The 24,386-nt window shown below is 59.4% G+C and carries 26 protein-coding genes; 10 read left to right on the top strand and 16 right to left on the bottom strand.

Annotated elements, in window-relative coordinates; genetic code table 11:
* Positions 1 to 32: 32 nt before the first annotated feature.
* Complete coding sequence (locus tag FHT76_RS29975; protein ID WP_183757512.1) at positions 33 to 1,238, bottom strand: multidrug effflux MFS transporter; 1,206 nt, start codon at positions 1,236 to 1,238, stop codon at positions 33 to 35.
* A 143-nt stretch (positions 1,239 to 1,381) separates the two neighbouring features.
* Positions 1,382 to 1,717 (bottom strand): Grx4 family monothiol glutaredoxin, encoded by a 336-nt coding sequence (gene grxD, locus FHT76_RS29980; RefSeq protein ID WP_016554134.1) that lies wholly within the window; start codon positions 1,715 to 1,717, stop codon positions 1,382 to 1,384.
* Between the two features lie 285 nt (positions 1,718 to 2,002).
* On the opposite strand from grxD, the gene FHT76_RS29985 reads away from it, so the two are divergent.
* On the top strand, positions 2,003 to 3,154 hold the full coding sequence (locus tag FHT76_RS29985) for a hypothetical protein (protein ID WP_183862619.1): 1,152 nt from the start codon (positions 2,003 to 2,005) through the stop codon (positions 3,152 to 3,154).
* A gap of 21 nt (positions 3,155 to 3,175) precedes the next feature.
* Here the strand turns inward: FHT76_RS29985 and FHT76_RS29990 are convergent, their stop codons facing one another.
* The 3 genes from FHT76_RS29990 to FHT76_RS30000 all read right to left on the bottom strand — a co-directional run bounded on the left by FHT76_RS29990 (position 3,176) and on the right by FHT76_RS30000 (position 7,396).
* Positions 3,176 to 3,409, bottom strand: a complete 234-nt coding sequence (locus FHT76_RS29990) for a BolA/IbaG family iron-sulfur metabolism protein (protein WP_183757455.1) — start codon at positions 3,407 to 3,409, stop codon at positions 3,176 to 3,178.
* Between the two features lie 19 nt (positions 3,410 to 3,428).
* Positions 3,429 to 5,663 carry a phosphoribosylformylglycinamidine synthase subunit PurL gene (gene purL, locus FHT76_RS29995; RefSeq protein WP_183862617.1) on the bottom strand — a complete coding sequence of 745 codons (2,235 nt, stop codon included), beginning with the start codon at positions 5,661 to 5,663 and terminating at the stop codon, positions 3,429 to 3,431.
* Between the two features lie 314 nt (positions 5,664 to 5,977).
* Complete coding sequence (locus FHT76_RS30000; RefSeq protein WP_016554130.1) at positions 5,978 to 7,396, bottom strand: PLP-dependent aminotransferase family protein; 1,419 nt, start codon at positions 7,394 to 7,396, stop codon at positions 5,978 to 5,980.
* Between the two features lie 78 nt (positions 7,397 to 7,474).
* On the opposite strand from FHT76_RS30000, the gene FHT76_RS30005 reads away from it, so the two are divergent.
* Positions 7,475 to 7,732 (top strand): DUF1127 domain-containing protein, encoded by a 258-nt coding sequence (locus FHT76_RS30005; protein ID WP_183862615.1) that lies wholly within the window; start codon positions 7,475 to 7,477, stop codon positions 7,730 to 7,732.
* Here FHT76_RS30005 and FHT76_RS30010 read toward each other — a convergent pair whose 3' ends face one another.
* From FHT76_RS30010 to FHT76_RS30040, 7 genes are all read right to left on the bottom strand, one after another.
* Positions 7,733 to 8,131 carry a hypothetical protein gene (locus FHT76_RS30010; RefSeq protein WP_183757452.1) on the bottom strand — a complete coding sequence of 133 codons (399 nt, stop codon included), beginning with the start codon at positions 8,129 to 8,131 and terminating at the stop codon, positions 7,733 to 7,735.
* Positions 8,132 to 8,178: 47 nt separating this feature from the next.
* Positions 8,179 to 8,850: a phosphoribosylformylglycinamidine synthase subunit PurQ gene (purQ, locus tag FHT76_RS30015; RefSeq protein WP_183862613.1), complete on the bottom strand. Its 672-nt coding sequence runs from the start codon at positions 8,848 to 8,850 to the stop codon at positions 8,179 to 8,181.
* Positions 8,851 to 8,858: 8 nt separating this feature from the next.
* Entirely contained in the window at positions 8,859 to 9,104 is a 246-nt protein-coding gene (locus tag FHT76_RS30020; RefSeq protein ID WP_183757450.1) for a hypothetical protein, read from the bottom strand.
* Between the two features lie 21 nt (positions 9,105 to 9,125).
* Positions 9,126 to 9,368, bottom strand: a complete 243-nt coding sequence (gene purS / locus FHT76_RS30025) for a phosphoribosylformylglycinamidine synthase subunit PurS (protein ID WP_007789552.1) — start codon at positions 9,366 to 9,368, stop codon at positions 9,126 to 9,128.
* Positions 9,369 to 9,402: 34 nt separating this feature from the next.
* A complete protein-coding gene (gene purC / locus FHT76_RS30030) occupies positions 9,403 to 10,167 on the bottom strand; it encodes a phosphoribosylaminoimidazolesuccinocarboxamide synthase (RefSeq protein ID WP_007532892.1) in 765 nt (254 codons plus the stop codon).
* 230 nt (positions 10,168 to 10,397) lie between these two features.
* Positions 10,398 to 12,692 carry a bifunctional diguanylate cyclase/phosphodiesterase gene (locus tag FHT76_RS30035; protein ID WP_183862611.1) on the bottom strand — a complete coding sequence of 765 codons (2,295 nt, stop codon included), beginning with the start codon at positions 12,690 to 12,692 and terminating at the stop codon, positions 10,398 to 10,400.
* A 391-nt stretch (positions 12,693 to 13,083) separates the two neighbouring features.
* Entirely contained in the window at positions 13,084 to 13,638 is a 555-nt protein-coding gene (locus FHT76_RS30040) for an alpha/beta hydrolase (RefSeq protein ID WP_183757448.1), read from the bottom strand.
* A gap of 158 nt (positions 13,639 to 13,796) precedes the next feature.
* Here FHT76_RS30040 and FHT76_RS30045 point away from each other — a divergent pair, with 158 nt between their 5' ends.
* Both FHT76_RS30045 and FHT76_RS30050 read left to right on the top strand, forming a co-directional pair.
* Positions 13,797 to 14,600: a DUF2189 domain-containing protein gene (locus tag FHT76_RS30045; RefSeq protein ID WP_183862609.1), complete on the top strand. Its 804-nt coding sequence runs from the start codon at positions 13,797 to 13,799 to the stop codon at positions 14,598 to 14,600.
* A gap of 70 nt (positions 14,601 to 14,670) precedes the next feature.
* Positions 14,671 to 15,159: a low affinity iron permease family protein gene (locus FHT76_RS30050; protein WP_183862607.1), complete on the top strand. Its 489-nt coding sequence runs from the start codon at positions 14,671 to 14,673 to the stop codon at positions 15,157 to 15,159.
* Positions 15,160 to 15,165: 6 nt separating this feature from the next.
* Here the strand turns inward: FHT76_RS30050 and purB are convergent, their stop codons facing one another.
* From purB to FHT76_RS30070, 4 genes are all read right to left on the bottom strand, one after another.
* Positions 15,166 to 16,473, bottom strand: a complete 1,308-nt coding sequence (gene purB, locus FHT76_RS30055; RefSeq protein ID WP_183862605.1) for an adenylosuccinate lyase — start codon at positions 16,471 to 16,473, stop codon at positions 15,166 to 15,168.
* A 63-nt stretch (positions 16,474 to 16,536) separates the two neighbouring features.
* Positions 16,537 to 17,028: a hypothetical protein gene (locus tag FHT76_RS30060; protein WP_183862603.1), complete on the bottom strand. Its 492-nt coding sequence runs from the start codon at positions 17,026 to 17,028 to the stop codon at positions 16,537 to 16,539.
* Between the two features lie 16 nt (positions 17,029 to 17,044).
* The gene (gene rpe, locus FHT76_RS30065) at positions 17,045 to 17,725 is read right to left on the bottom strand and encodes a ribulose-phosphate 3-epimerase (protein ID WP_183862601.1); all 681 of its coding nucleotides are present in this window, start codon (positions 17,723 to 17,725) and stop codon (positions 17,045 to 17,047) included.
* A gap of 39 nt (positions 17,726 to 17,764) precedes the next feature.
* Complete coding sequence (locus FHT76_RS30070; RefSeq protein WP_183862599.1) at positions 17,765 to 18,847, bottom strand: branched-chain amino acid ABC transporter substrate-binding protein; 1,083 nt, start codon at positions 18,845 to 18,847, stop codon at positions 17,765 to 17,767.
* Positions 18,848 to 19,016: 169 nt separating this feature from the next.
* On the opposite strand from FHT76_RS30070, the gene FHT76_RS30075 reads away from it, so the two are divergent.
* The 6 genes from FHT76_RS30075 to FHT76_RS30100 are packed head-to-tail and all read left to right on the top strand — an operon-like array spanning position 19,017 to position 24,386.
* The gene (locus FHT76_RS30075; RefSeq protein ID WP_183862597.1) at positions 19,017 to 19,511 is read left to right on the top strand and encodes a flavin reductase; all 495 of its coding nucleotides are present in this window, start codon (positions 19,017 to 19,019) and stop codon (positions 19,509 to 19,511) included.
* A gap of 21 nt (positions 19,512 to 19,532) precedes the next feature.
* Entirely contained in the window at positions 19,533 to 20,462 is a 930-nt protein-coding gene (locus tag FHT76_RS30080) for a MoxR family ATPase (RefSeq protein ID WP_183862595.1), read from the top strand.
* A gap of 3 nt (positions 20,463 to 20,465) precedes the next feature.
* Positions 20,466 to 21,725, top strand: a complete 1,260-nt coding sequence (locus FHT76_RS30085) for a VWA domain-containing protein (protein ID WP_183862593.1) — start codon at positions 20,466 to 20,468, stop codon at positions 21,723 to 21,725.
* Entirely contained in the window at positions 21,722 to 22,051 is a 330-nt protein-coding gene (locus tag FHT76_RS30090; protein WP_183862591.1) for an XdhC family protein, read from the top strand. Before FHT76_RS30085 ends, FHT76_RS30090 begins: the two co-directional genes overlap by 4 nt.
* Entirely contained in the window at positions 22,051 to 22,755 is a 705-nt protein-coding gene (locus FHT76_RS30095) for an XdhC family protein (RefSeq protein WP_183862589.1), read from the top strand. The genes FHT76_RS30090 and FHT76_RS30095 overlap by 1 nt, the downstream gene beginning before the upstream one ends.
* A complete protein-coding gene (locus FHT76_RS30100) occupies positions 22,752 to 24,386 on the top strand; it encodes a molybdopterin-binding/glycosyltransferase family 2 protein (protein ID WP_259128539.1) in 1,635 nt (544 codons plus the stop codon). The genes FHT76_RS30095 and FHT76_RS30100 overlap by 4 nt, the downstream gene beginning before the upstream one ends.

The following is a 24,386-nucleotide window of genomic DNA, read 5'->3' on the forward strand; positions in this document are numbered from 1 at the left end:
GGAAATCCTGAAATACGGGACGGGCGACCCATTCAGACCGCGGGATTATGCGGTTGAAAGAGGCGCCCTTTTTCTGCGATCAAAACGAAGATCAGACCGATGATCGAGACGGTGAAATAGCCTGCGACCATCGGCAGTGCGGTGCCGTTGAAAGCCTGTCCGATGCCGGCGCCGATCAGAGCGCCGCCGACGGTGCTCATGAAGCCCAGCACGGACGAGGCCGTTCCCGCAACATGACCAAGCGGTTCCATGGCAAGCGAATTGAAGTTCGAGCCGATCCAGCCGAACTGGAACATCGCCAGGCCGAAGAAACTGATAAAGAGGAAGAATGGCATCGGGTGCGGCCCGAGGAGGAGCGCTGCGAGCCAAATGGTGTTGACGGCGATGAAGCCGGTCAGTGCACCATGCGACAGGCGCCGCATCCCGAACTTGCCGACGAGCCGCGAGTTGAGGAACGACGACAGCGACATGAAGACGGCGACACCGGCGAAAGCGAGCGGAAAGTAGGCGCCGAGATCATAGATCCCCACGTAGATCTGCTGGGCGGAATTGATAAACCCGAACAGCGATCCGAAGATGAAGGTGGTAGCGATCGTGTAGCAGAGCGCGATGCGGTTCGTGAGAACAAGCTTGAAGCCGCCGATGACGGAGCGCGCCGTGAACGGCCGCACGTTCGAAGGATGCAATGTCTCGGGAAGGCGCATGTAGGCCCAACCCGAAATCAACGCCGCCATCACCGCGATAAACACGAAGATCAGGTGCCAACTGCCGAAAAACATGATGATCTGACCGCTCCCCGGCGCGATGACGGGGACGATCATGAAGACCATCATGATCAGCGACATGACCTCTGCCATCTGGCGACCGCCGTAGACGTCTCGCACGATGGAGATGGTGATGACGCGTGTAGCTGCGGAACCAATACCCTGGATGAAGCGAAGCACGAGGAGGCCGGTGAAAGTCGGCACCAGTGCGATCCCAAGGGCGGAACAGATATAAATCGCAAGACCGATCAAAAGCGGCAGGCGGCGGCCAAAGCGGTCGGAGAGGGGCCCGTAGAACAGTTGCGCCGAACCGAAGCCGAGGAGATACGCAGAAACGACAAACTGACGATGATTTTCACTCTCAACGCCGAGGCTTGCACCGATCTGCTGCAGCGCCGGAAGCATGATGTCGATCGCGAGCGAATTGATCGCCATAAGGAAGGCTGCGAGCGCAATGAACTCCCCTTTGCCCATGGGCAATCGGCCCGCGTGCACGGCTTGTGATGAATCTGTCACAATGAAATTCCCATAAACAGGCCAAGGCGCTGTTCAGCACAGCGCCTCGGACTCAAAATACAGATTTGGAAACCGGGCGAAGCGTCCGGTGACCGGGCAGGTCAGGCGGCGCCGCGAACGGTGACGCCGTGTTCCTGCAGGTGCTGCTGCAACTCACCGGCCTGGAACATTTCCCGGACGATGTCGCAGCCGCCGACGAACTCGCCCTTTACGTAAAGCTGTGGGATCGTCGGCCAGTTGGAATAATCCTTGATGCCCTGGCGGATTTCGGAGTCAGCGAGCACGTTGATGCCCTTGTAATCGACGCCGATGTAATCGAGAATCTGCACGACCTGGCCGGAGAAACCACACTGCGGAAACTGCGGCGTGCCCTTCATGAAGAGGACGACGTCGTTGCTCTTGATCTCGTTGTCGATGAATTCGTTGATACCGCTCATAGGGACCTAATCCTTTCCACAGGCGAGTTAAAGGCCCGCCGTTTCAATCGTTAAGCTTAGATAGCATGTGATCGCCGGAATTCCAGCAGGCGCCGGCAAAAAAAGAGCACCCTATCGGTTTGCGGGAGGCGGATTGTTGCGCTTGCGTTACGCCGGTTGCTGAACCGGCCCGGGAAGGCATTCGGCGCAACCGGTCTCGGGGTAACTTACCCGGATTTCGCCACAATTGTCGCGGAATGCGTCGCAGCAATTTATCGGCCGCGTGCGCGGCAACGAAAGAAAATAATGACATTGATTTCGAAGAGGGTGGTTCTCCATTTTCCGGGGTTCGAGCCACTTGATGGGCGTGCACACAAGGCACGGTACGAACGATCCGCAAAGCAAAGTGCCGCGGTTTGGGACTGTGGAGTTACCATCGGCGAGCCCAAATGCATGCCGGATTCGACAAGTTTCAAGGTGACGTCGATTGCGGATGGTTGGGAAACCAACAGCCATATTCATGTCTTTGATCACAATGCTCTCGTGGAGTGGCTTGGAGCCGGCAGCCGGGCGTGGCAAATTCTCGCGGGCTTTTGGGCCGCTCTGCAGGTAATCGGTTACGGCGGGATGGCCGGCTATTTCAAGTATGCATGGCGATTTGGACTGTTCTTCATCTTCCCGTTTCTGATGATGATCCTCGGCTTCTCGCTCAGCGCAACGATCGCTGTCATCCCGGTTGGAATGGAATTGCCGGCCCCTCATCTCTTCTGGAGCGTGGGGTTGGCGTCGTGCTTCTTCATCTTCGCGTTCCTGCCCGTTGCCGAGCGCTTCTACACATTGCATCTCTTCGCGGACTGGCGCATGGCGGTAGCGCTCGCTCGCATGAGCCATGCGGAATTCAATGAATGGCTCGATCGCTGTGCTGTGGCAGCGCGTGCCGCTTTGTCGGAATCGGCGGATGAATACGTGATCTCGTCTCACAGCATGGGTTCGAGCGTTGCCGCGCATGTGATCGGGCGCCTTCTCGAGGAACAACCAGATGTCTTCCGCGATAAGAGAGTAGTGTTCGCAACGCTCGGGTCGGCGCTTCTGCAATGCGCGCTATTGCGCCCGGCGAAATTGTTGCGGTCACGAGTGGGCTTGATCGCCCGCTGCGAGAACATCCATTGGCTCGACGTCCAGTGCCTGACGGATGCAATTCACTTCTACAAGGTGCCGGTCGTGGCCGTTTGCGGACATGGCGATCTACGCCCTGCCAAGATGGTGTTCATCCGCGTCAAGCAAATGCTGACGGTCGAACATTACCGCAAGATCAAAAAGGACTTTCTGCGCGTGCACCGACAGTATGTCCTGGGGTCGGATCTGCGGGCGCCGTTTGATTTCACGCTGCTGACGGCCGGCCCACGCTCGGCACTCGTGCTTGCCGAGGCCGGCTACAGCAAAATGCCCGGCTTCTAACCGGGCATTTTGCGTTCGATATCAATCGGGTGCCGATGTCTGCAGGGCCAGGGCGTGCAATATGCCGCCCATGTTACCCTTAAGAGCCTCGTAGACCATCTGGTGCTGCTGCACGCGGCTCTTTCCGCGAAATGCTTCGGCGACGACCTCGGCAGCATAATGGTCGCCGTCACCAGCGAGATCTCGGATGGTCACCCTGGCGCCGGGGATGCCGGCTTTGATCATGTCTTCGATATCACCGGGTTTCATAGGCATGATCGTTACTCCTTGCGCATTATTCCGTGGCAGCGAGTGTGCCATGGCCTTCCATGTAATCAGGGAACCATGATTCATGGGCGTCGCGCAATTGCTGAATCGGCAGCGTCAGCAGATCGTCGACCACGAGCTTGTCGCCTTCAACCGTGCCGAGGCGGCGGAACGGGACACCCGCACCTTCGGCATTTGCGCAGACGAAGCTCGCAACGTCCGCCGGCACCGTCAGGACATAGCGGGCCTGATCCTCGCCGAACAGCAACGCGTGTGGTGCACCCCTGCATTCATTGAGGCTAATCTTGAGGCCCTTGCCTGACGCCATCGCCATTTCGGCGAGAGCAAGGACGAGGCCGCCGGAAGAGATGTCGTGGCAGGCGGTTGCCTGGCCATTACGGATGACCGAGCGTACGAAGTCGCCATTGCGGCGCTCCGCAAAGAGATCGACCTCAGGGGCCGGGCCTTCAATGGTGCCAACGATATCCCGCAGATAGGCCGACGAGCCGAGATGGCTGCCGTCCGTACCGATCATGATGACCTTGTCGCCATTGGAGGCGCTGCCGATACGCGCCATCTTCTTCCAGTCAGGCAGAAGACCGACGCCGGCGATCGTCGGGGTCGGCAGGATCGCAACGCCATTGGTTTCGTTATAGAGCGAGACGTTACCCGACACGATCGGGAAATCGAGGACGCGGCAGGCTTCGCCGATGCCTTTTACTGCCAGGACGAACTGCCCCATGATTTCCGGCTTTTCAGGATTGCCGAAGTTCAGGTTGTCGGTGGCCGCCAACGGCTCTGCCCCTGTGGCGGTGATATTACGCCAGCACTCTGCGACTGCCTGTTTGCCGCCTTCAAAAGGATCGGCCTCGACATAGCGCGGTGTGACGTCAGAGGAGAACGCGAGGGCTTTGGTCGGATGGTTCTCGACGCGAACGACGCCGGCATCGCCACCCGGAAGTTGGAGCGAATTGCCCTGGATCAGGGTGTCGTACTGTTCGTAGACCCAGCGGCGGCTTGATTGATTCGGAGAACCGACAAGCTGCAACAGCGCCTGACCGTAGTCTGCCGGTTCGGCCACGAGATTTGCGGGCAGGGGCGCGCGTTTATCCGACTCGCGCCACGGACGATCATATTCAGGCGCCTGGTCGCCGAGATCCTTGATCGGCAGGTTTGCAACTTCCTCGCCCTGATGAACCACGCGGAAACGAAGGTCGTCGGTCGTCTTGCCGACGATCGCGAAATCGAGGCCCCACTTGACGAAGATCGCCTTCGCGACGGCTTCCTTTTCCGGTTCCAGAACCATGAGCATGCGCTCCTGGCTTTCCGACAGCATCATTTCATAGGCCGTCATCTGCTCTTCACGCACCGGCACGGTATCGAGATCAAGGAGAATACCCAGATCGCCCTTGGCGCCCATTTCGACGGCCGAGCAGGTGAGGCCCGCAGCACCCATGTCCTGGATGGCAATAACGGCGCCGGTCTGCATCAGTTCGAGGCAGGCTTCCAGCAGGCACTTTTCGGTAAAGGGGTCACCGACCTGGACGGTCGGGCGCTTTTCGTCGATCGACTCGTCGAATTCGGCCGAAGCCATTGTCGCCCCGCCGACGCCATCGCGGCCCGTCTTTGCGCCGAGATAGACGACCGGCAGGCCGACGCCCTTGGCTTCTGACAAGAAGATCGCGTTCGACTTTGCGAGGCCAGCCGCGAAGGCGTTGACCAGGATGTTGCCATTGTAGCGGGCGTCGAATTCGACTTCGCCGCCGACCGTGGGCACACCGAAGGAATTACCATAACCGCCGACACCCGAGACGACACCGGAGACGAGGTGACGAGTCTTCGGATGGTCCGGCTCGCCGAAGCGCAGCGCATTCATTGCAGCGATCGGGCGTGCACCCATGGTGAAGACGTCGCGCAGAATGCCGCCGACGCCGGTTGCCGCGCCCTGATACGGCTCAATGTAGGAGGGGTGGTTGTGGCTCTCCATCTTGAAGACAACGCAGTCGCCATCATCGATATCGACCACACCGGCATTCTCGCCGGGCCCCTGGATGACGCGCGGGCCTTTGGTCGGCAGGGTACGCAACCACTTCTTGGAGGATTTATAAGAGCAGTGCTCGTTCCACATCGCCGAAAAGATGCCGAGCTCCGTGAAGGTCGGTTCGCGGCCGATCAGGTCCAATATCCGCTGATACTCGTCTGGCTTCAGGCCATGGGCGGCAATCAGTTCGGAGGTGATCGGGCGGGTATTGGAAATGGTCATGAGCTCTCGGAAGTCCCTGCCGTTGCGCGATTGCGGTGTCTTTAGCCTAACTGGATGGAACGCGCGACAGGAAAATGCCCGCTGTTAACAGACAGCGGGCACCGAATGGTAACTACCATGGTAGCTTAGAACTTGTAGCCGACCTGAATACCGGCGCGCGTCATGCCGTTGGAAATTCGATCGCCATTCAGATTCCCTCATCCGACTCGCGTCAGGGTCCGTCTGAATTCGTAGCATCGATCGGGGCTTGATAAAGCGAGTTTGAGAGGGGCTTGGGCCTTTTACTTCGGATGTGCGGCTAATCTAGCGCAGTCTCAGATCTCACCGTCATAACCCGCGCCGCCGCTTTCTAGCAGGCGTCGCAATGTCGTGAGGCCCGCAACCAAATCGTCGCGGTTTCGGGGCGAGGAGAAGCCTACTCGAACGCGATGATAGACTTTCTCGGCTCGCGCAGCCTTGAATTCGTCCTCGTCGTCGATCAGCACTCCCTCTCCGTAAGCAGCGTTCTTGAACGTTCCCGACAGCCAGGGATCCGGCAGCTTCAGCCACAGGAAGGGGACATGCGGATGCGATACGAAGTCGTATCCTTGCAACTGCTCCCGTGCGAGACGCTCACGGACGGCGAGTTCCACCGTGCTGGCCTTACGGATTTCGTGCGCCTGACCGCTCTCGACGAGACGCGCGCAAGCCTCGGCCAGAATGAATGGTAGTCCGCCGGTGATCATCTTGTGTGTCACCTTGATCCGCTGAGCAAAATGCGGCGGGCAGGCGACCCAGCCGCCCCGCACGCCGGCAGCCACCGATTTCGAAAGGCCACTGATCAGGAACGTGCGATCGGGTGCGAGCGACGCAAGCAAGGGGTTTTCGTCGCCAGTCATACCACCGTAGAGATCGTCTTCGATTAGCCAGACACCGTGGCGGCGCGCTATCTCGGCGACGCGTGCCCGGCGCTCGTGCGGCATCGTCGCCAGGGTGGGATTGTGCGCGGTCGGCATGAGGAATGCGAGCTTTGGGTGCTGCTGAAGGCACAGGCGCTCGAAGTCATCAGGAATCACGCCATTTTCGTCGGACTCGACGGTGATCGTACGGCGGCCGAGAATACGTGCGCTGCGGCTCACCTGCGTATAGCTCAACTCTTCGAAGACGATCTTGTCACCGGGCGACGACACCGCTGAGATGACGGCGACAGCAGCCGCGTGGGCTCCAAGGGTAGGGACGATGTTTTCCGTTTCCGGCATCCAATCGTTTCTGGCGAGCCAACGCCGGCCGGCCGCGTACCAGTTCTTGGGAAACACACGCGAATAGGACGAAATCTCGGAGAGCTGCTCCTCGCCGATCGCGGCAAGAACACTGCCGATAATCTTGCCCTGGCCAAGATCCGGCGCAGCCGTGGTGTCGAACCGTATCTTACCGGCGGGCGCATCGATCGGGCGTGTTCCGCCGAGCGCAACCGTCAGCGGGTCCGGTTGATTCCCGGGTGCTGTCTCGGCGCGATCGAGCACGTAAGTGCCGCGGCCGACTTCTCCGGCGACGAGGCCGCGCTCGTGCACGAGCGCATAGGCTCGGCCGATTGTCCCAATTGTTACGCCGATATCATAGGCGAGGTTTCGTTGCGGCGGCAATTTGCTGCCAGCTGCCAAGGTGCCACTGGCTATGGCTGATTCAATGCTGTCCGCGATCCGGAGGTAAACCGGGCCTGAGCCGCGCGAAACATCTGGGAGCCAATTTGTCATCATGACAATTATCTATATTGTCACCCTCCATACGTCAACATTATCTCCACGACAGATACAATTCATTTGGAGAATGATATGTCTGTCGTTCCAGAAAGCGAGACCCGGATTGCATCTCTACCTTCCGGGGTGCAATCGATTCAATACCGTGTTTCGCGAGAGTTGCCTTTTGGCCGGGCAGTGCTTCAATCCACATGGCGATGGCTCTTATATCGACATGAGAAACGGCAAAGCCGTAGGGCTCTGCTCGATCTGACGGATGACGCGCTGTTAGATATTGGCGTCACGCGTGCGGACGCGCGTAAGGAAGCCGGCAAGTCGTTCTTTTGGGACTGATCAGCCGCAGGCCTTGTTGCCCGAGGCCCAGCGGGTGACATCGTTGACAATGCGCGGTCCGGTGGCGCTTTGCATCATCGGACCAAAGGCGTCGAGCTTTGAGGGATTGCCTTCCGCTTGAACGACGAGCAACGGGCGGCTCTCGGGGCTTCCCTTGTGCACGACGAGAATGCGAGGGCGACCGGAAAAGGAATTCAATTCCGGCGCCAGCCTGTATGCGGCGAAGGCCGCGTCGCCGGATTTGAACCAGCAGGAGTTCGCCCCAAGAGCAACGCGCTCCATGGTAGACAGCGCGCTGCGGTCAGGACCCTTCGCCGGCGTATTCGATTGGCAGGACGCAACCAGCGCCGCGGTTGCGGCAATCGCGAAAACACGTGTCGTCGTAAGGCGAGGGCGCATCAACTTGCTCCAATGGATCGGATGAATGGCCTCTTACGTGCCGAAGGTTAAGCAGCGATTACCTCGAGAGCAGAAGCGAACAGGCCACGGCCGTCGGAACCGCCATGTGCTGCTTCGATGAGGTTTTCCGGGTGCGGCATCATGCCGAGGATGTTGCCTTTGTCGTTCATAACAGCGGCAATATCGTTGAGGGAGCCGTTCGGATTGGTGCCTTCCGCATAGCGGAAAACGACCTGGCCGCTGCCTTCGATCGTTGCCAGGGTCTCGGCATCGGCGAAGTAGTTGCCGTCGTGATGGGCGACTGGGCTACGAATGATCTGGCCCTTGGAATAGGCGCGGGTGAAATCGGTGTCTGCGTTGACAACTTCGAGCTTGATCTCACGGCAGACGAACTTGAGGGAGGCATTACGCATCAGCGCGCCGGGAAGCAGACCGGCCTCGAGAAGGATCTGGAAGCCGTTGCAGACTCCGAGAACCTTGACGCCCTTGTTTGCCTTTTCGATGATTGCCTGCATGACCGGCATGCGCGCAGCGATGGCACCGCAACGGAGGTAGTCGCCATAGGAAAAGCCGCCGGGGATGACGATGAGGTCGACGTCTGGAATGTCCGTCTCCGTTTGCCAGATGGTCACCGGCGCGTGACCGGAGATTTTCGTCAGTGCAGCGATCATGTCGCGATCGCGATTGAGACCCGGAAGTTGAACGACGGCTGATTTCATGAGTGCGACTAAAACCTTGTTTGTGCTTCTGCAAGTTCTCGAAGGACGAGACGCTTTTCAATTCGCTCCAGCCGGCCTTCATGCCGGCCGAGGACGCCGTAAATACTATGTATTTCCTGCTGCATCGAGGTCATCGTGTCGCGCATGCAGTGCATTTCGCTCCGGATTTCGTCGAGTGATGCATCCAGCGTATCGATGTGCTCGTGCATTTTCGTCAACAACTCAAGCACGAGCTCTTGCGTCAATTCAGCCATCGAGTGCGCTCCACGACTAGGTTAGTCGACGGAAATATTATAGTTCTCGATCACCGTATTTGCGAGGAGTTTTTCACACATTGCCTTGAGGTCACTCTCCGCTTTCGCCTTGTCAGCGCCTTCGAGTTCGACGTCAAAAACCTTGCCCTGACGAACATGGCCCACACCATCGAAGCCGAGTGCGCCAAGGGCGCCCTCGATTGCCTTGCCCTGCGGATCGAGAACGCCGTTCTTCAGCGTGACGGTTACACGAGCCTTGATCACTTTATCGTCCCTGTCTTTGCTTAGCCTGAAAGTCTTACTTCACGAGCACCGGACCGGTGCCGCGCACAGGTTCGTTCTCGTTGATGATGCCGAGGCGGCGCGCAACTTCCGAATAGGCTTCGAGAAGTCCACCCATGTCGCGGCGGAAGCGGTCCTTGTCCATCTTTTCGCGGGTATCGATATCCCAAAGACGGCAGGAATCCGGCGAGATCTCGTCGGCCAGGATAATGCGCATCATGTCGCCTTCATACAGGCGGCCGCATTCGATCTTGAAATCGACAAGCTGGATGCCGACGCCGAGAAAGAGACCGGTCATGAAGTCGTTGACGCGGATGGCGAGCGCCATAATGTCATCGAGCTCGGCGGGGTTGGCCCAGCCAAATGCCGTAATGTGCTCTTCGGAGACCATTGGATCGTCGAGCGCGTCGGACTTGTAGTAAAACTCGATGATCGAGCGCGGCAGCACTACGCCTTCTTCGATGCCGAGGCGCTTCGACAGCGAGCCCGCGGCAACGTTGCGGACGACGATCTCAAGCGGGATCATTTCCACTTCGCGGATCAACTGCTCGCGCATGTTGAGACGGCGAATAAAGTGCGTCGGAATCCCGATCTTGTTCAGATGGCTGAAGATGTATTCCGAAATGCGGTTGTTCAGGACGCCCTTGCCATCGATGACTTCGTGCTTTTTCTTGTTGAAGGCGGTGGCATCGTCTTTGAAGAACTGGATCAGCGTGCCCGGCTCCGGGCCCTCATACAGAATCTTTGCCTTGCCCTCGTAAATACGGCGGCGACGGTTCATTGCAATTGTTCTCTATCGTTGGCGCTCTTGGGATAGCGCGAGTGGATCGATCTCGTGGCGTCCCCTTAAAGGAAAAGCGAGGGTTTCACAATCCGCCTGTCACTCCTTCCCCGGAATCCGGATTGCCGGAGTGCCGCTAAGAGAATCGAAGACTTTCTGCGAAGGAGTTTACAGGTTTTTTGCGATCAACGGAATGTGAGCCGCCCCCATCGAGGCAGTCATGCAGACCTTTATCTTTGGCCGGAGCCGTTGACCGACTTGCGCAGATCCTGCTGGAGGCCCCTGGCAGGGCCTTCCACGCCCCGCCAGGACGCTGCTCGTACGAAAGGAGCTATCTGCATCGCGGGCATGGGACGGGCCAGCGCATAGCCCTGAAGCATATCGCAGCCGAGGTCGTAGAGAATGCGGACGTGATCCATCGTCTCGACGCCCTCGGCCGTGACCAGAATGTTCAGCGAGCGGCCGATATCGATGATCGAACGGACCAGTTTTCGCTGCTCTGCCGAATGCGGCAGCATGCGGATCAGTTCGCGGTCGATCTTCAAGGTCTTGGGGCTCAGCTTCAAAAGGCTGACGATCGACGCGTGGCCCGTGCCGAAGTCATCGATCTCGATATCGATGCCGAGCCGGCGCAGGTGCCGGAGGTTGGCGATCACAGCATCGTCGCAGTCGTCCAGCGAGATCGATTCCAGCAGTTCAAATGAAATCGTCCGAGGTTCGATCTTCAGGCCACGAAGCTTCTTCGCGAGGTTCGGATCTGCGAGACGACGTGACGAGACGTTGACTGCGATCTTGGGGATGCGGAGGCCTTCATCCGTCCATCGCTTGCGATCAGCCAGCGCCTGCTCGAGGATAAGGCCGTCGATCGTCGAGACAACATCCAGATCCTCGGCGATCGCGAGGAAGCGATCGGGCGCCAGCAAACCATGTTCCCGATGCTGCCAGCGCGCCAGGGTCTCGACGCCAGCAACTTCTAGCGTTCGGGCATGGAACTGCAACTGGTAAAACGGAACAAACTCGCCGCGTTCGAGGCCCAACAGGATTTCATCAGCCAAGCGCTTGCTGGCGATGATGCGCCGCCGCTCATCGGTCGAGAAGAATTCGTGCCGGTTGCGGCCGCCACTCTTGGCGCGGTAGAGGGCAATATCTGCATTCAGCAGAAGCTGCTTGGCGTCGAGTGTCGGGCCGCTATCCGTCGCAATGCCGATGCTTGCGCCGAAACGGCAATCGTGACCCTCGTAACGTATAGGCTTGCAGAGTTCGCGAATGATGCGCTCAGCGAGATTGGAGATTTTCTTTGGGGTGACGTCCAGCGTGCATAGGACGACGAATTCGTCGCCGCCAATACGAGCGACGAAATCGGTGGAACGGACATTTCTCTTCAATACCTGCGCGGCATGCTTCAACATCGCATCGCCGGCGCGGTGGCCAAGCGTATCGTTGATCTGCTTGAAGCGATCGAGATCGATGTGGAGGATTGCGAGCGTCAGCCCCGTGCGGCGACATTCGGTCGAACGTTCGTCCAGCATCCGGTCCAGATATCGGCGATTGGGTAGCTCGGTGAGATAGTCATGCAGAGCCAGATGCTCGATGTTCTCCTTGGCGCTTTCGAGTTCCTTGTTGCGGGCTTCCGCGAGATCCTTGGCGCGCTGCAACTCGTTATTGAGCCGAACTTCGGCAGTGACATCCCAATTCGCACCGATCAGCTTGCGACGTCCGTCGCTGTCAAGAAAGAAAGCAGCCTTTGCGCGAATGACGCGCTCGATACCGTCCTGCCTGATGATGCGGAACTCGTGCTCGAAATCCGTGTTGTTGGCGACGCTGTCATTGATCGTTGCCAGCACGCGCTCACTGTCGTCGGGATGCAGCGAAGCCTCCCAGGCGTTGCCGGTGTTCGCCGGTGACGTGTCTGCAATGCCGTAGATCGCCAGAAGGCGGTCGTCCCAATCGACTGTGCCGTTTTCGATGTCCGCCTCGAAGACGCCGATGTTGGAGATATCGAGGGCGAGATCGAGGCGCCGCGACACGTGCGCGAGCCGCTCTTCCGCCTCCTTGCGCTCGGTGATGTCCGTATCGGTGCCGACGAGCCGGGCAGGGGCACCGGTTTCGTCCCATTCGACACAGGCGCCACGGCATTCAATCCAGATCCAATGGCCGTCTCTATGCCTCTCGCGATACTCGAAAATCTGATAATCCGGGTCGCCGGCATTCTGACGATCGATAGCCTTTACGACGAATTCCCGATCGTCCGGGTGGATGAGCTCGATCCACGCATCATAGTCGCCGTCGGCTTCCTCATCGGGCGCCATGCCGCGCATGACTTTCCACGTGTCGGAATAATAGCGCTTGCCAAGACGAAGATTGTGATCCCAGACGCCGAGGCCCGATCCCACAAGAGCGTAGTTCCAGCGGCTCTCGCGCTCCGAGAGTTCAGCACCATTCTGCGGCGCCATGCTGCCGTCAAACGCTGCAGCTTTGACCTTGGCTTTAGATTTGGCCCGTTTATCGGGAGTTGCTTGCTTCAAACTGCATACTCGCTCTTTTAGCGTGTATATATTTTGCATTTATTGAATTAAACAGCCCTTAATGTCGCCAAAATAATAATAATGTGAAAACAAAGGCTTAGCCGCACCTTCATCGCGCGACTACTGGGACGCGGCTAATTTTTCCAAAGTCTGCCTACACTTGCACGGCGGCACCCTATATCGCCCGGATCGGGGGGGGAGGAAGTGACATGTCTCCAGAATGGCCGATGTTCATACTGCAATGCATCGTTCTCGTGGGCCTGGCGGGCGTTCTCTTCATTCGCGGCGAGGGCGATTAGCCGACAATCAGCCGCCATGGTGCTTGTTTCCGCGACGCGTCTCCTCGCGCCGCTGCCGATCTCATTGATGCTACCCCGGCAGGGCGGCTAGGCTATGGCTTCAAGCGGCTGAGAAACTGCGCAAACACCATGGTGCCTTCCGGCCAAGGGCCGTGGCCGGACTCGCTGTTGATGTGGCCGGCTTCCCCGGCGTCGATGAGGAGTGATCCCCAGCTTGCAGCGATATCATCAGCATGCTCGTAACTGCCGAAGGGATCGTTGCGACTGGCGATCGTAAGAGTGGGAAACGGAAGGGGATCGCGCGGGTACGGGCCGAACGTCATCAGATGCTTTGGCCGTATGGCCGGATTCGCGACGTCGGGCGGTGCGACGAAAAATGCCCCGGCAACCTTGTTGCGAAAATGCGGAATGGCATGGATAGCCGACGGGATGCCGAGCGAATGCGCCACGAGAACCACCGGCTGCGTCGCGGCATTGACTTCTTCGGCGATGCGGCGAACCCAATCGTCGCGGACCGGCTTCGACCATTCCGCCTGTTCGACGCGGCGAGCCGTACTGAGCTTGGCCTCCCAGCGGCTTTGCCAGTGGTCGGGACCGGAGTTCGTGTAACCGGGGATGATGAGAATTTCGGCGTCTGAAGCTTTCATGATCGCCGGATTTGAGAAAGCTTGGCTGCGATGTCAAGGGAGGGTGGGACAAGGCCGCCGAAATTTGTTATGTTTTTCGGCAGTGCCGGTTGCGTCTCGTATCGGCGTCGTCGCCGATCCTTTCGCTGCCGGCCATCTTGGCTGAGGAGGAGAAAGCCATGACGGCATTCCATGTTATGTCGGGTGCGAGCGATGTCTACACACGCCCGGTCGTCAACAAGATCAGCGTTGCAGATGTCTTCGATGCGCTACGGCGCGGGCTCGATGATTTTCGAGAAAAACCATCCCACTATGTCTTTCTATGCCTGATGTATCCTATCGCCGGGATTTTTCTTGCGCTCGCAACCTCGAGTGCCAACCTCCTGCCGATGATTTTTCCGCTTATCTCGGGTTTCGCGCTGATCGGTCCGATTGCCGCGATTGGCCTCTATGAGATCAGCCGCAGGCGTGAAGCCGGTATGGACACCTCCTGGACGCATGCGATCGAAGTAACGAGATCGCCGGCGTTCCCATCGATCATTGCCGGCGGATTGCTGCTGTTCGGCTTCTTCATTGTCTGGCTGGTCGCCGCGCAGACACTTTATGCCAACGTCTTCGGCGACGTCTTCCCTCGCTCGGTCTCGTTGTTCTTCTCGGAGATCTTCGACACCCCTGAGGGATTGCAGCTAATCATGTGGGGACATGTTCTCGGTCTCGGCTTTGCCATCGTCGTTCTCGCCACGACCGTCGTGACCTTCCCCTTGTTGCTGGATCGAGACGTCGGGCTCGTCTGCGCGATGGAAACTTCCGTCAGGGCGACTGTCGCCAATCCGATCCCTGTGTTGAGCTGGGGCCTGATCATCGCTGTTTCGCTCATTGTCGGTACGATCCCGTTGTTCGTTGGGCTGGCGCTGGCGATGCCAATCCTCGGTCACGCCAGCTGGCATCTTTACAGGAAGCTTGTCGCGCCACCGGTGGTCTGAAAACCAAAAGACCGGGAACTGCTAGCCTCCCTTGGAGTTTCGCTGAGGCGGATACCGAGGGAGGTTAGATATGGCTACACCGCAACATCTGTTTACCCGCTTTGCCAGCAAGACGTCCGAATGGGCAGGCCGGCCGGCAACGTTCGTGCTTGCCGTCGTGCTGGTCGCAGCCTGGGCAGGGACCGGCCCAGTTTTCGGGTTCTCCGAGACTTGGCAGCTTGTCATCAATACCGGCACGACCATCATCACGTTCCTGATGGTCTTTGTACTGCAGAATGCCCAGACACGGGACGCTCGGGCTGTACAGGCCAAACTCGACGAAATCATTCTCACCAGTCACGCGGAAAACCGCTTCATCGGCATCGAGCATCTTGACGAAGAGGACCTGCAACATCTCGATCGCCTCGTCGCCAAGGCGGCGAAAGGCGCTCGCAACGAACGGTCAGCAAGATCGTCGAATACCGAGACTGACACTGACGAGGCGAGCGACGACAGCGCATCGACAAAGTCTACAAGAGCGAAACGAAAAACGGCGCCTGCGAAGGCGCCGACTCATTGATCCAACTCAGGCGGCGCCGAAGACGCGCCGGAAGATCGTATCCACATGTTTTGTGTGGTAGCCGAGGTCGAACTTTTCTCGGATTTCTTCCTCGGACAACGCAGCCCGGACCTCTGCATCGGCCAGTAGCTCCTCGAGGAAGTCCTTGCCTTCCTCCCAAACCTTCATCGCGTTGCGCTGAACGAGTCGGTAGGCATCTTCACGCGACACGCCCGCCTGCGTCAGCGCCAGAAGCACGCGCTGGGAATGCACGAGGCCGCGGAACTTGTCGAGATTCTTCATCATGTTGTCAGGATAGACGACGAGCTTCTCGATGACACCCGCCAGCCGGTTCAGGGCGAAGTCGAGCGTGATCGTCGTGTCGGGCCCAATGGCGCGCTCGACGCTGGAATGGCTGATATCGCGCTCGTGCCAGAGGGCAACGTTTTCCATGGCCGGAACAACCGACATCCGGACCAGCCGCGCCAGACCTGTGAGGTTTTCGGTCAATACCGGATTACGCTTGTGCGGCATCGCGGAAGAGCCTTTCTGGCCAGGCGAGAAGTATTCCTCAGCCTCCAGAACTTCCGTGCGCTGCATGTGACGGATCTCGATCGCGACGTTTTCTATGGAGGACGCGATCACGCCGAGCGTAGCGAAGAACATCGCGTGCCGATCGCGCGGAATGACCTGTGTCGAAACGGGTTCTGGAAGCAGGCCGAGCTTGGCGCAAACGTGTTCCTCGACCCGCGGGTCGATATTGGCGAAGGTGCCGACTGCGCCAGAAACCGCGCCGGTGGCGATTTCGGCACGCGCGGCCACGAGACGCGCGCGGTTGCGGCTCATCTCGGCGTAGAAGCGCGCCAGGGTCAGCCCCATGGTCGTTGGCTCGGCATGAATGCCGTGGCTGCGCCCGATGCGGATGGTGTCCTTGTGTTCAAACGCACGTGCCTTCAATGCCGCAAGCACCCGGTCCATGTCGGCGAGCAGGATGTCAGCCGCGCGCACGAGCTGGATATTCAGCGTGGTGTCGAGAACATCCGAAGAGGTCATCCCCTGATGGACGAAGCGGGCATCAGGGCCGACGATTTCAGAAAGGTGCGTCAGGAAGGCGATGACGTCGTGCTTGGTGACGGCTTCGATTTCATCGATGCGCGCAACATCGAACGTGGCGGCACCACCGCGTTCCCATATCGTCTTGGCGGCGGATTTCGGAATGACGCCCAGTTCGGCGAGCGCATCGCAGGCGTGAGCCTCGATCTCGAACCAGATGCGAAATTTGGTCTCAGGCGACCAGATGGCGACCATCTCAGGTCGGGAGTAGCGCGGGATCATGGCTTCCTGCTTTCGTTCATAAAGGGAATGCTGGCGCCCCTGTAGCAAAGACAGGCGGCAATCTCAACGCATCCGTTTTGCAAGCGCAAAGCTGGTGCCGAAAAGGCAGACAAGGCCGAGCGGAAGAAACAGCCGCAGCCCCAGCACCGCGAACTGATAGACGGCGCTGGCGCCGGTAAAGGCGAATTGAAATACCCATGTCAGAGATCCGAATGGCGCATGCCATGCGGAGTAGAAGACACGGTAGTCCATGGCAAAGAGAAAGGCTGTCATCAGAATGGTGCCGGCGGCCAGTGCTACGAAGAATGCGGCAAAGCGTGTCTCCAGGGATCGTCGATGCGCAAAGAAGCGCGCCAGAGGCAACACGAATGGCCATGCCAGCAAACCGCCCGCAAAGTAGAGTATTGCGAGGTCGCGGACATGCGCCGTCTCCATCCCGTTCCTGAGATAGAGGGCGGCCATTGCCGATATCAGCATCTGCGTGCCCCAGAGGGGAGCGCCGACAAAGAGCTCGGGGAAAGATGGGCGAGCCGCCTTCAGCCGCTCGGAGATCAAAGACGGCCTGCTTTCGTCACGACTTCGATTTGCCTTCCGCGGCAGCCCGCAGCGCACTGATCGCTGCCTTGTAGGACTCCACCGAGCCTCCCTTGAAAATCGCCGACCCTGCCACGAGAACGTTGCCGCCGGCCTTGCCGATGACCGGCGCGGTTTCTACCGTCACGCCACCATCCACCTCAAGATCGATCGGCCTATCACCGATCAGTGACCGTGCGGCGGCAATCTTGTCGGCCATGGCAGGAATGAATTTCTGCCCACCGAAACCGGGGTTGACGGACATGATGAGGATCAGGTCAACGTCATCGAGTACGTTCTCGATCGCCGAAAGTGGCGTCGCTGGATTGATCGTCACGCCGACTTTCTTGCCGAGCCCTCGGATAGTCTGAAGCGAGCGGTGGAGATGTGGACCGGCTTCGGCGTGGACGGTGATGCGGTCGCAGCCAGCCTTTGCGAATGCCTCGAGATACGGATCGACCGGCGCGATCATCAAATGGCAATCGAATACGGCATCCGTGTAGGAGCGCAACGACTTGATCACGTCGGGGCCGAAAGAGATGTTCGGGACAAAGTGACCGTCCATAACGTCGAGGTGGATCCAGTCGGCTCCAGCCGCGGTTACATCGCGTACTTCCTGGCCGAGCTTGGCGAAGTCGGCAGCAAGGACCGATGGCGCGATCCGAATGGGCGTGGTCATTGTAATCTCTCCCTAAAACTCATGCCGAAGCGCACGACGCTACTCGATCGGTGTACTTGCCGGGACGAACGAACCGGCCTGCCACTGCAGCAGGCGGTATGGGTTGTCGGCCAGTTCGTGGCCGGCATTGAAAGCAATTTTCCCGATGACAGTTTCGAAGGCTGTTCCGCCAATGTGCTGGGCGATCGGCCTGTCATCCGCGCCAGCATCGCTGGCCGCCTTCGTCGCGATTTCCACGGCCGCATAGGCAGGCAGCACATAGCCTTCAGGCTCGACACCGCGCGCTCGGAACGAGTCGACCACAGCCTTTGCCTCCGGGCGCGCCGCGTAGTCGGGCAGGGCGACGGCGAGAACGCCATCCGCCAGCGCGAGCGGCTGGTCGGCAGCCTGCATTGCGTCACCACCCAGAATATCGAGGTGGATTTTCTCGGCCGCAGCATCCCGTGCGATGACCGCAACGTCGCTACGGTCTCCACCGACGAAGACCTTAGTCGCCCCGGCCTTCCGAAGCCGTCGCACGAGCGCGACCTGTTGCTCCTGGCCGGGTCGATATGTGTCGGTAAAGACCGGCTTGAGACCCTTTTCCTCGAGCGCATTGCGGATCGCTTCCGTCAGTTCGCGACCATGGATAGTTCCATCCTCGATCAGCGCGATCGGCGCGGCGGCCCACTCGCGCAGGATTACGTCGATGATCTTTTCTGCCTCGGCTCCATCGGCAGGCGCAAGCCGGTAGAGTGGCCAGCCGTTCTTCAGCGCATCTTCCATAAGGATGCGCGAACGCACAGAGACGGTGATCGCCGGGATATTTGCGTCCTTCAGCTTCGGCAGCGCGCCTTCAAGAGTCTCGCTGCAGAGAAAGCCCACGGCAACCTGAACCTTGGCATTGATCAGGGCATCGGCGATCGCTGCACCGCTGTTTTCCGCGCACGTCTCATCGATCGTGACGATCGTGTCGCCGTCCTGCTGGACCTTGGCACTCGCACCGGCGATGATCTGAGCACCAATTGGCGCGAGATTGCCATTCTGCGGCGCTACGATACCAACGATTAGGCCGGCAGCATGGCATTCTCCGGCCGCAAGGAGCAGCATCGGCAGAAGTGCTAGGCCACGCAAAGTATTCATTAAAGATGCCGGTTCCTGTCGTTTGTCTGCTCTTTTATCCGTCCGGCATCGATCGTCAAAGAAAAACGCACAATGAGGAAGCTTTTCGCCCGGCTTTTGTAGAAAACGTAAGAGATCACCTTCATATTAAAGGAAACGACAACCCGGCAATGCCGGATGGAGAATGCATTTGTTGAACAAACAACCGATCGATCCGCGCCTCTACCGGGATGCGATGAGCCGCTTTGGGGGCCATGTGCAACTCGTGACGACGGCAATCGGCGAGGAGCGCCGCGGCGTGACGATCACCGCCGCTTGCTCCGTATCGGATGACCCTGCGACCGTTCTGGTATGCTTGAACAACAGCAATCCGAAGAATGACATTTTCTTCCGGAGCGGCATCTTTGCGTTGAATACGCTGGCGGCGCACCATCAGGCGCTTGCTGATGCCTTTTCCGGCCGCGCCCAACTGACAAACGACCAACGGTTCCAGACGGGCGCCTTCGACAGGCTCGTGACCGGGGCGCCCGTTCTTCGCGATGCGCTTGCCTCCTTCGATTGCCGTGTAAGCGAGATCAAGGAAATGTCGACGCACCACATCATTTTCGGTGAGGTCGTAGCCGTCCGCTACAACGAGGCGAAGCCTGCGCTTGTCTATATGAACCGCGACTATCACACGCTATAACTTCCCGAAATGGGAGGAAACATGTCGGATCAAGCTCATCCGCCGCTGCCGTCGTCGATCGACGAAACGATCGCGATGCTGGGCAATCAGAATTATCTGGCGGGGCGGGCCCTCGGTACGGTCCTTTTCCTGGCCCTGAAAATGAAGCGCCCCCTGTTCCTGGAGGGCGAGGCGGGCGTTGGAAAGACGGAGATCGCCAAGGTCCTGTCGAAGGCCTTGGGACGACCGCTGATCCGCCTGCAGTGCTACGAGGGGCTGGATATCGCCTCAGCCGTCTATGAGTGGAACTATCCGGCGCAGATGCTGGAAATCCGTCTCGCTGAAGCGTCCGGGCTTACCGACAGAAACAGGATCGAATCGGATATCTTTTCCGAGCGTTACCTGATCCGCCGGCCCGTGCTGCAGGCTCTATCCAGCGCGAATGGTCGGGCACCGGTATTCCTCATCGATGAACTCGACCGGACCGATGAGGCCTTCGAGGCCTTTCTGCTAGAGGTTCTTTCCGACTTTCAGGTTACGATCCCTGAGCTTGGCACGATCCGGGCGACCGAACCGCCGATTGTCATCATCACCACGAACCGGACGCGCGAGGTCCACGACGCCCTGAAGAGGCGCTGCCTGTATCATTGGGTTGATTATCCCGATGCTCCGCAGGAACTCGAGATCATTCGCCGGAAGGTGCCGGGCTGCAATGCCGCCCTGTCCGCCCAGATCGTCGCCTATGTGCAGCGGCTTCGGACGCTGGATCTCTTCAAGAATCCGGGGGTTGCCGAGACGATCGATTGGGCGACAGCGCTAACCGAACTCGATCGCCTGGCGCTCGATCCGGAAACGATCTCCGACACCATCGGGACGCTATTGAAGTATCAGGATGATATCGCTCGAATCCAAGGCAGCGACGGTGCGCGGGTGCTCGAAGACATCAAAAGCGAACTGCAGGCGGCTGGGTAACAAATGGATCCGAGAAGCGGGCAGGATGAGATCGTCGCTCCGCCTCCTCCGGTAGGCGGTCGATTCGCCGACAACATCGTTTTCTTTGCTAGAGCGCTCCGCAAGGCCGGCCTGAAGATCGGACCGGCGGCGATCGTCGATGCGATCGAGGCTGTCGAGGTGATCGGCATGGGATCGCGGGAGGAATTTCACGCCGCACTTTCTGCCGTTTTCGTCAAGCGCCACGAAGACAAACCGGTCTTCGACGAGGCGTTCCGCCTCTTCTGGCACTCGCGCGATCTCGTCGCAAAGATGATCGCGATGATGTCGCCCCGTGCGCCGGATACCCGTGACCGTGAAAAGGCGAAACCCGGCGCGAGCCGCGCTGCGGACGCGCTCCTTGGGAACCGAGAGAATGAGAAGCCGCCACGCGATGAACCTGACATCGAGATCGATGCGCGCTTCACCATGTCGGGCAACGAGGTCTTCCGACGTATGGACTTTGCCCAGATGTCCGCGATGGAGATTGCCGCTGCCAAGAAGGCGCTCGGGAAACTGCAGTTACCCCTGGACACGGTACGGACTAGGCGCTTCCGACCGTCGCATGTTCATTCGCGCGTCGATCCCCGCGGGACGATGCGGGCTGCCCTGCGCAGCGGAGCAGGGCTGATTTTGCCGCGCTATCGAGAGATTCGGGAGGTGCAGCCACCGTTGGTGGTTCTCGCCGATATTTCCGGCTCCATGAGCCAGTACACCCGCATTTTTTTGCACTTTCTGCACGTGCTGACGGAGAAGCGCAGGCGGGTTCATACCTTTCTATTCGGCACGCGGCTCACGAACGTCACCCGCCAGATGCGACACAAGGATCCTGACGAGGCGATGGACGAATGCGCCGCCGCCGTCAAGGATTGGTCCGGAGGAACGCGGATCGGCGAAACGCTGCAGGAATTCAATCGGCTGTGGGCTCGGCGCGTGCTCGGGCAGGGCGCTGTCGTTCTTTTGATCACGGACGGCCTGGAACGCGAAGGAACCGATTTGCTCTCGGCTGAGATGGATCGCCTGCACCGTTCCTGCCGGCGATTGATCTGGCTCAATCCTCTGTTGCGTTTCGACGGCTTCGAGCCAAGGGCGCGCGGCGTGCGCGCAATGCTGCCGCATGTTGACGAATTCCGACCGGTCCACAATCTATCATCATTGAACGATCTCGCAGCAGCACTCGGTGCAACCAGGTCGACAACATACGATCCGCGCCGGTACCTCGGAACATTGAAAGGCATCGCATGACGGGGACATCATTTGACCTTGATCCGTTGATGATGGCGGAAGCTTGGAGGAAAGCGGGGCGAGATGTCGCGGTAGCGACGGTAATCGAGACGTGGGGATCGGCCCCGCGGCCCGCCGGCAGCCATTTGGTGGTCGACCGCGACGGCAATTTCGAAGGGTCTGTTTCAGGAGGATGTGTCGAAGGCGCTGTCATCGCTGAGGCCCTGGACGTTATTGCCGAGGGCAAGGCGAAGATGCTCGAGTTCGGCGTCGCTGACGAGACCGCGTGGCGCGTCGGCCTTTCCTGTGGCGGCCGGATCCGGGTCTACGTCGAAAGGCTCGATTGATGGATGCCACAAATCTTGGACAGCTCAACGATGCGCGCCGGGCGCGCCGGGCCGCCATCCTGCTCACCGACCTCGAGACCGGCGACGATAGCGTCGTCCTCGAGGGGGATTCCGTCTCCCCTTCCTTTGGACTGGCCATCGAGGCTGCTTTTCGTTCGGGAAGGTCGACGTCGATCGAGGCCGATGGCCGCCGCTACTTTCTAAACGTGCATCTGCCACCGGCGCATATCGTCGTTATCGGCGCGGTACACATCAGCCAGATTCTGGCACAGATGGCATCTCTCGCCGGCTTCGATGTCCGGATTATCGATCCACGAACGGCTTTCGCCACGCCCGAACGGTTCCTCGGCATCGATTTGACCGCTGATTGGCCGGTGGACGCGCTCAAGGAGCGTCCGCTGGATGCCTATACGGCGCTTGTTGCCGTCACGCATGACCCGAAGATCGATGATTTTCCGATCACCGAGGCGTTGCGAATTGGCTGTTTCTACGTCGGTGCGCTCGGCAGTCGCAAGACGCACGCGGCTCGCCTGGGAAGACTGCGTGCCGAGGGCGTGGACGAGGCTGCACTTGCCAGGATCAGCGGACCCATTGGGCTCAATATCGGTGCAGCGAGCCCGGCGGAAATTGCGGTCGCCATTCTCGCTGAGATCGTCCATACGCTGCGGACCCGCGAAATATCACCTACCGGTGATAACAAATGAAATTCGGATCGTTTTCCATCGACGTTGCCGAAGGCGTGATTCTCGCCCATGCGGTGAAGCTTGCAGGCGGCAACCTGCCCAAGGGGCACAAGATCGAATCTGCCGACATTGAGCGGCTGATCGGCGAGGGTATCGAGCATGTGATCGCGGCACGCATCGAGCCCGGCGACATCGGTGAGGATGAGGCGGCAGGGCGACTTGCGGGAGCCGTCGCTCCTGATCACCTGCGCTTCTCGGAAGCGTCCACCGGGCGCGTGAATGTGTACTCGACCGTGGACGGCCTGTTCGTCGCGAACCGAAGCACCGTTGATCGGCTGAACAGGATCGATCCCGCCATCACGCTTGCCTGCCTGAATGACCACGTACCCGTCCGCAACGGGGACATGGTCGCAACGTTCAAGATCATTCCGCTCGCTGTTTCGGGCGCTAAGCTTGACATGGCCTGCGAAGTGCTGCGGGCCACATCCGCTTTCGAGGTCAAGCCCTTTGCCAGCCGATCGGTGTCATTGATCGCAACGGTACTGCCTTCGCTCAAGCCCACGGTGATGGACAAGACTGCGCGCGTGCTTTCTCGCCGGCTTACCGCATCCGGAAGTCAGCTTGTCAGAGAGGCACGGGTTGCGCACGATGTGGAGCCGGTCGCCGAGGCACTTCGGACAGCATCACGCTTGCCCGACGCCGCGGCGAAACTAATCATTCTTTTCGGTGCGTCTGCGGTCATTGATGATGAAGACGTGATTCCCGAAGCGATTCGACGGGCGGGAGGTGAGGTGGTGCAGGTTGGCATGCCTGTCGATCCAGGCAACTTGCTCGTGCTCGGACGTATAGGCGATGTGCCGGTGATCGGCGCGCCAGGTTGTGCACGCAGCCCCAAAGAGAATGGCTTTGACTGGGTGCTCGATCGGATCCTCGCGGGTGAGAAGCCGAGTGCGCTCGATATCAGCGGCATGGGCGTAGGAGGTCTCCTGATGGAAATCCAAGCACGGCCACGCCTGCGTGAAGCGGAAGCGCAAACGGCCCCGGCCGGCGAGGTCGTGATCGTGGTTCTCGCTGCTGGCAAGGCCAGCCGGATGGGCGAGGGCGGGCCGCACAAGTTGCTCGCTGAGTTTGATGGGGTGCCGCTCATTCGGAGATCCGTCATGACGGCGATCGGCAGTCAGGCATCGTCTGTCGTCGTAGTGACCGGCCACCGGAAGGACGCTCTGGAAGCGGCTGTATCCGGATTGAACATCACGACTGTTCACAATCCGGACTACGCCTCCGGTATGGCCTCGTCGCTCGCGACCGGATTTTCCGTCGAACAAGCGCGGAGCGCGGATGGTATCTTGGTCATGCTCGCTGATATGCCGGGTGTTTCCACTGGTGATCTCGATGCGCTAATCGGAGCATTCCGGCAATCGAGCGGCCAATCGATTATCCGGGCCGTGTCGGGCGGCAAGCGCGGCAATCCGGTGGTTCTGCCCAAATCGCTGTTCGATGCCGTCCTGAGGCTGGAAGGTGACGTTGGGGCCCGGCACATCATCGAAACCTCGGGAGTGCCTGTGGTCGATGTCGACATAGGGGACGCGGCGCATCTGGACGTGGATACGCCAGAGGCCGTGATCTCCGCCGGCGGAATTTTGAAGGGTTGA

Source organism: Rhizobium sp. BK176 (genome assembly GCF_024808055.1).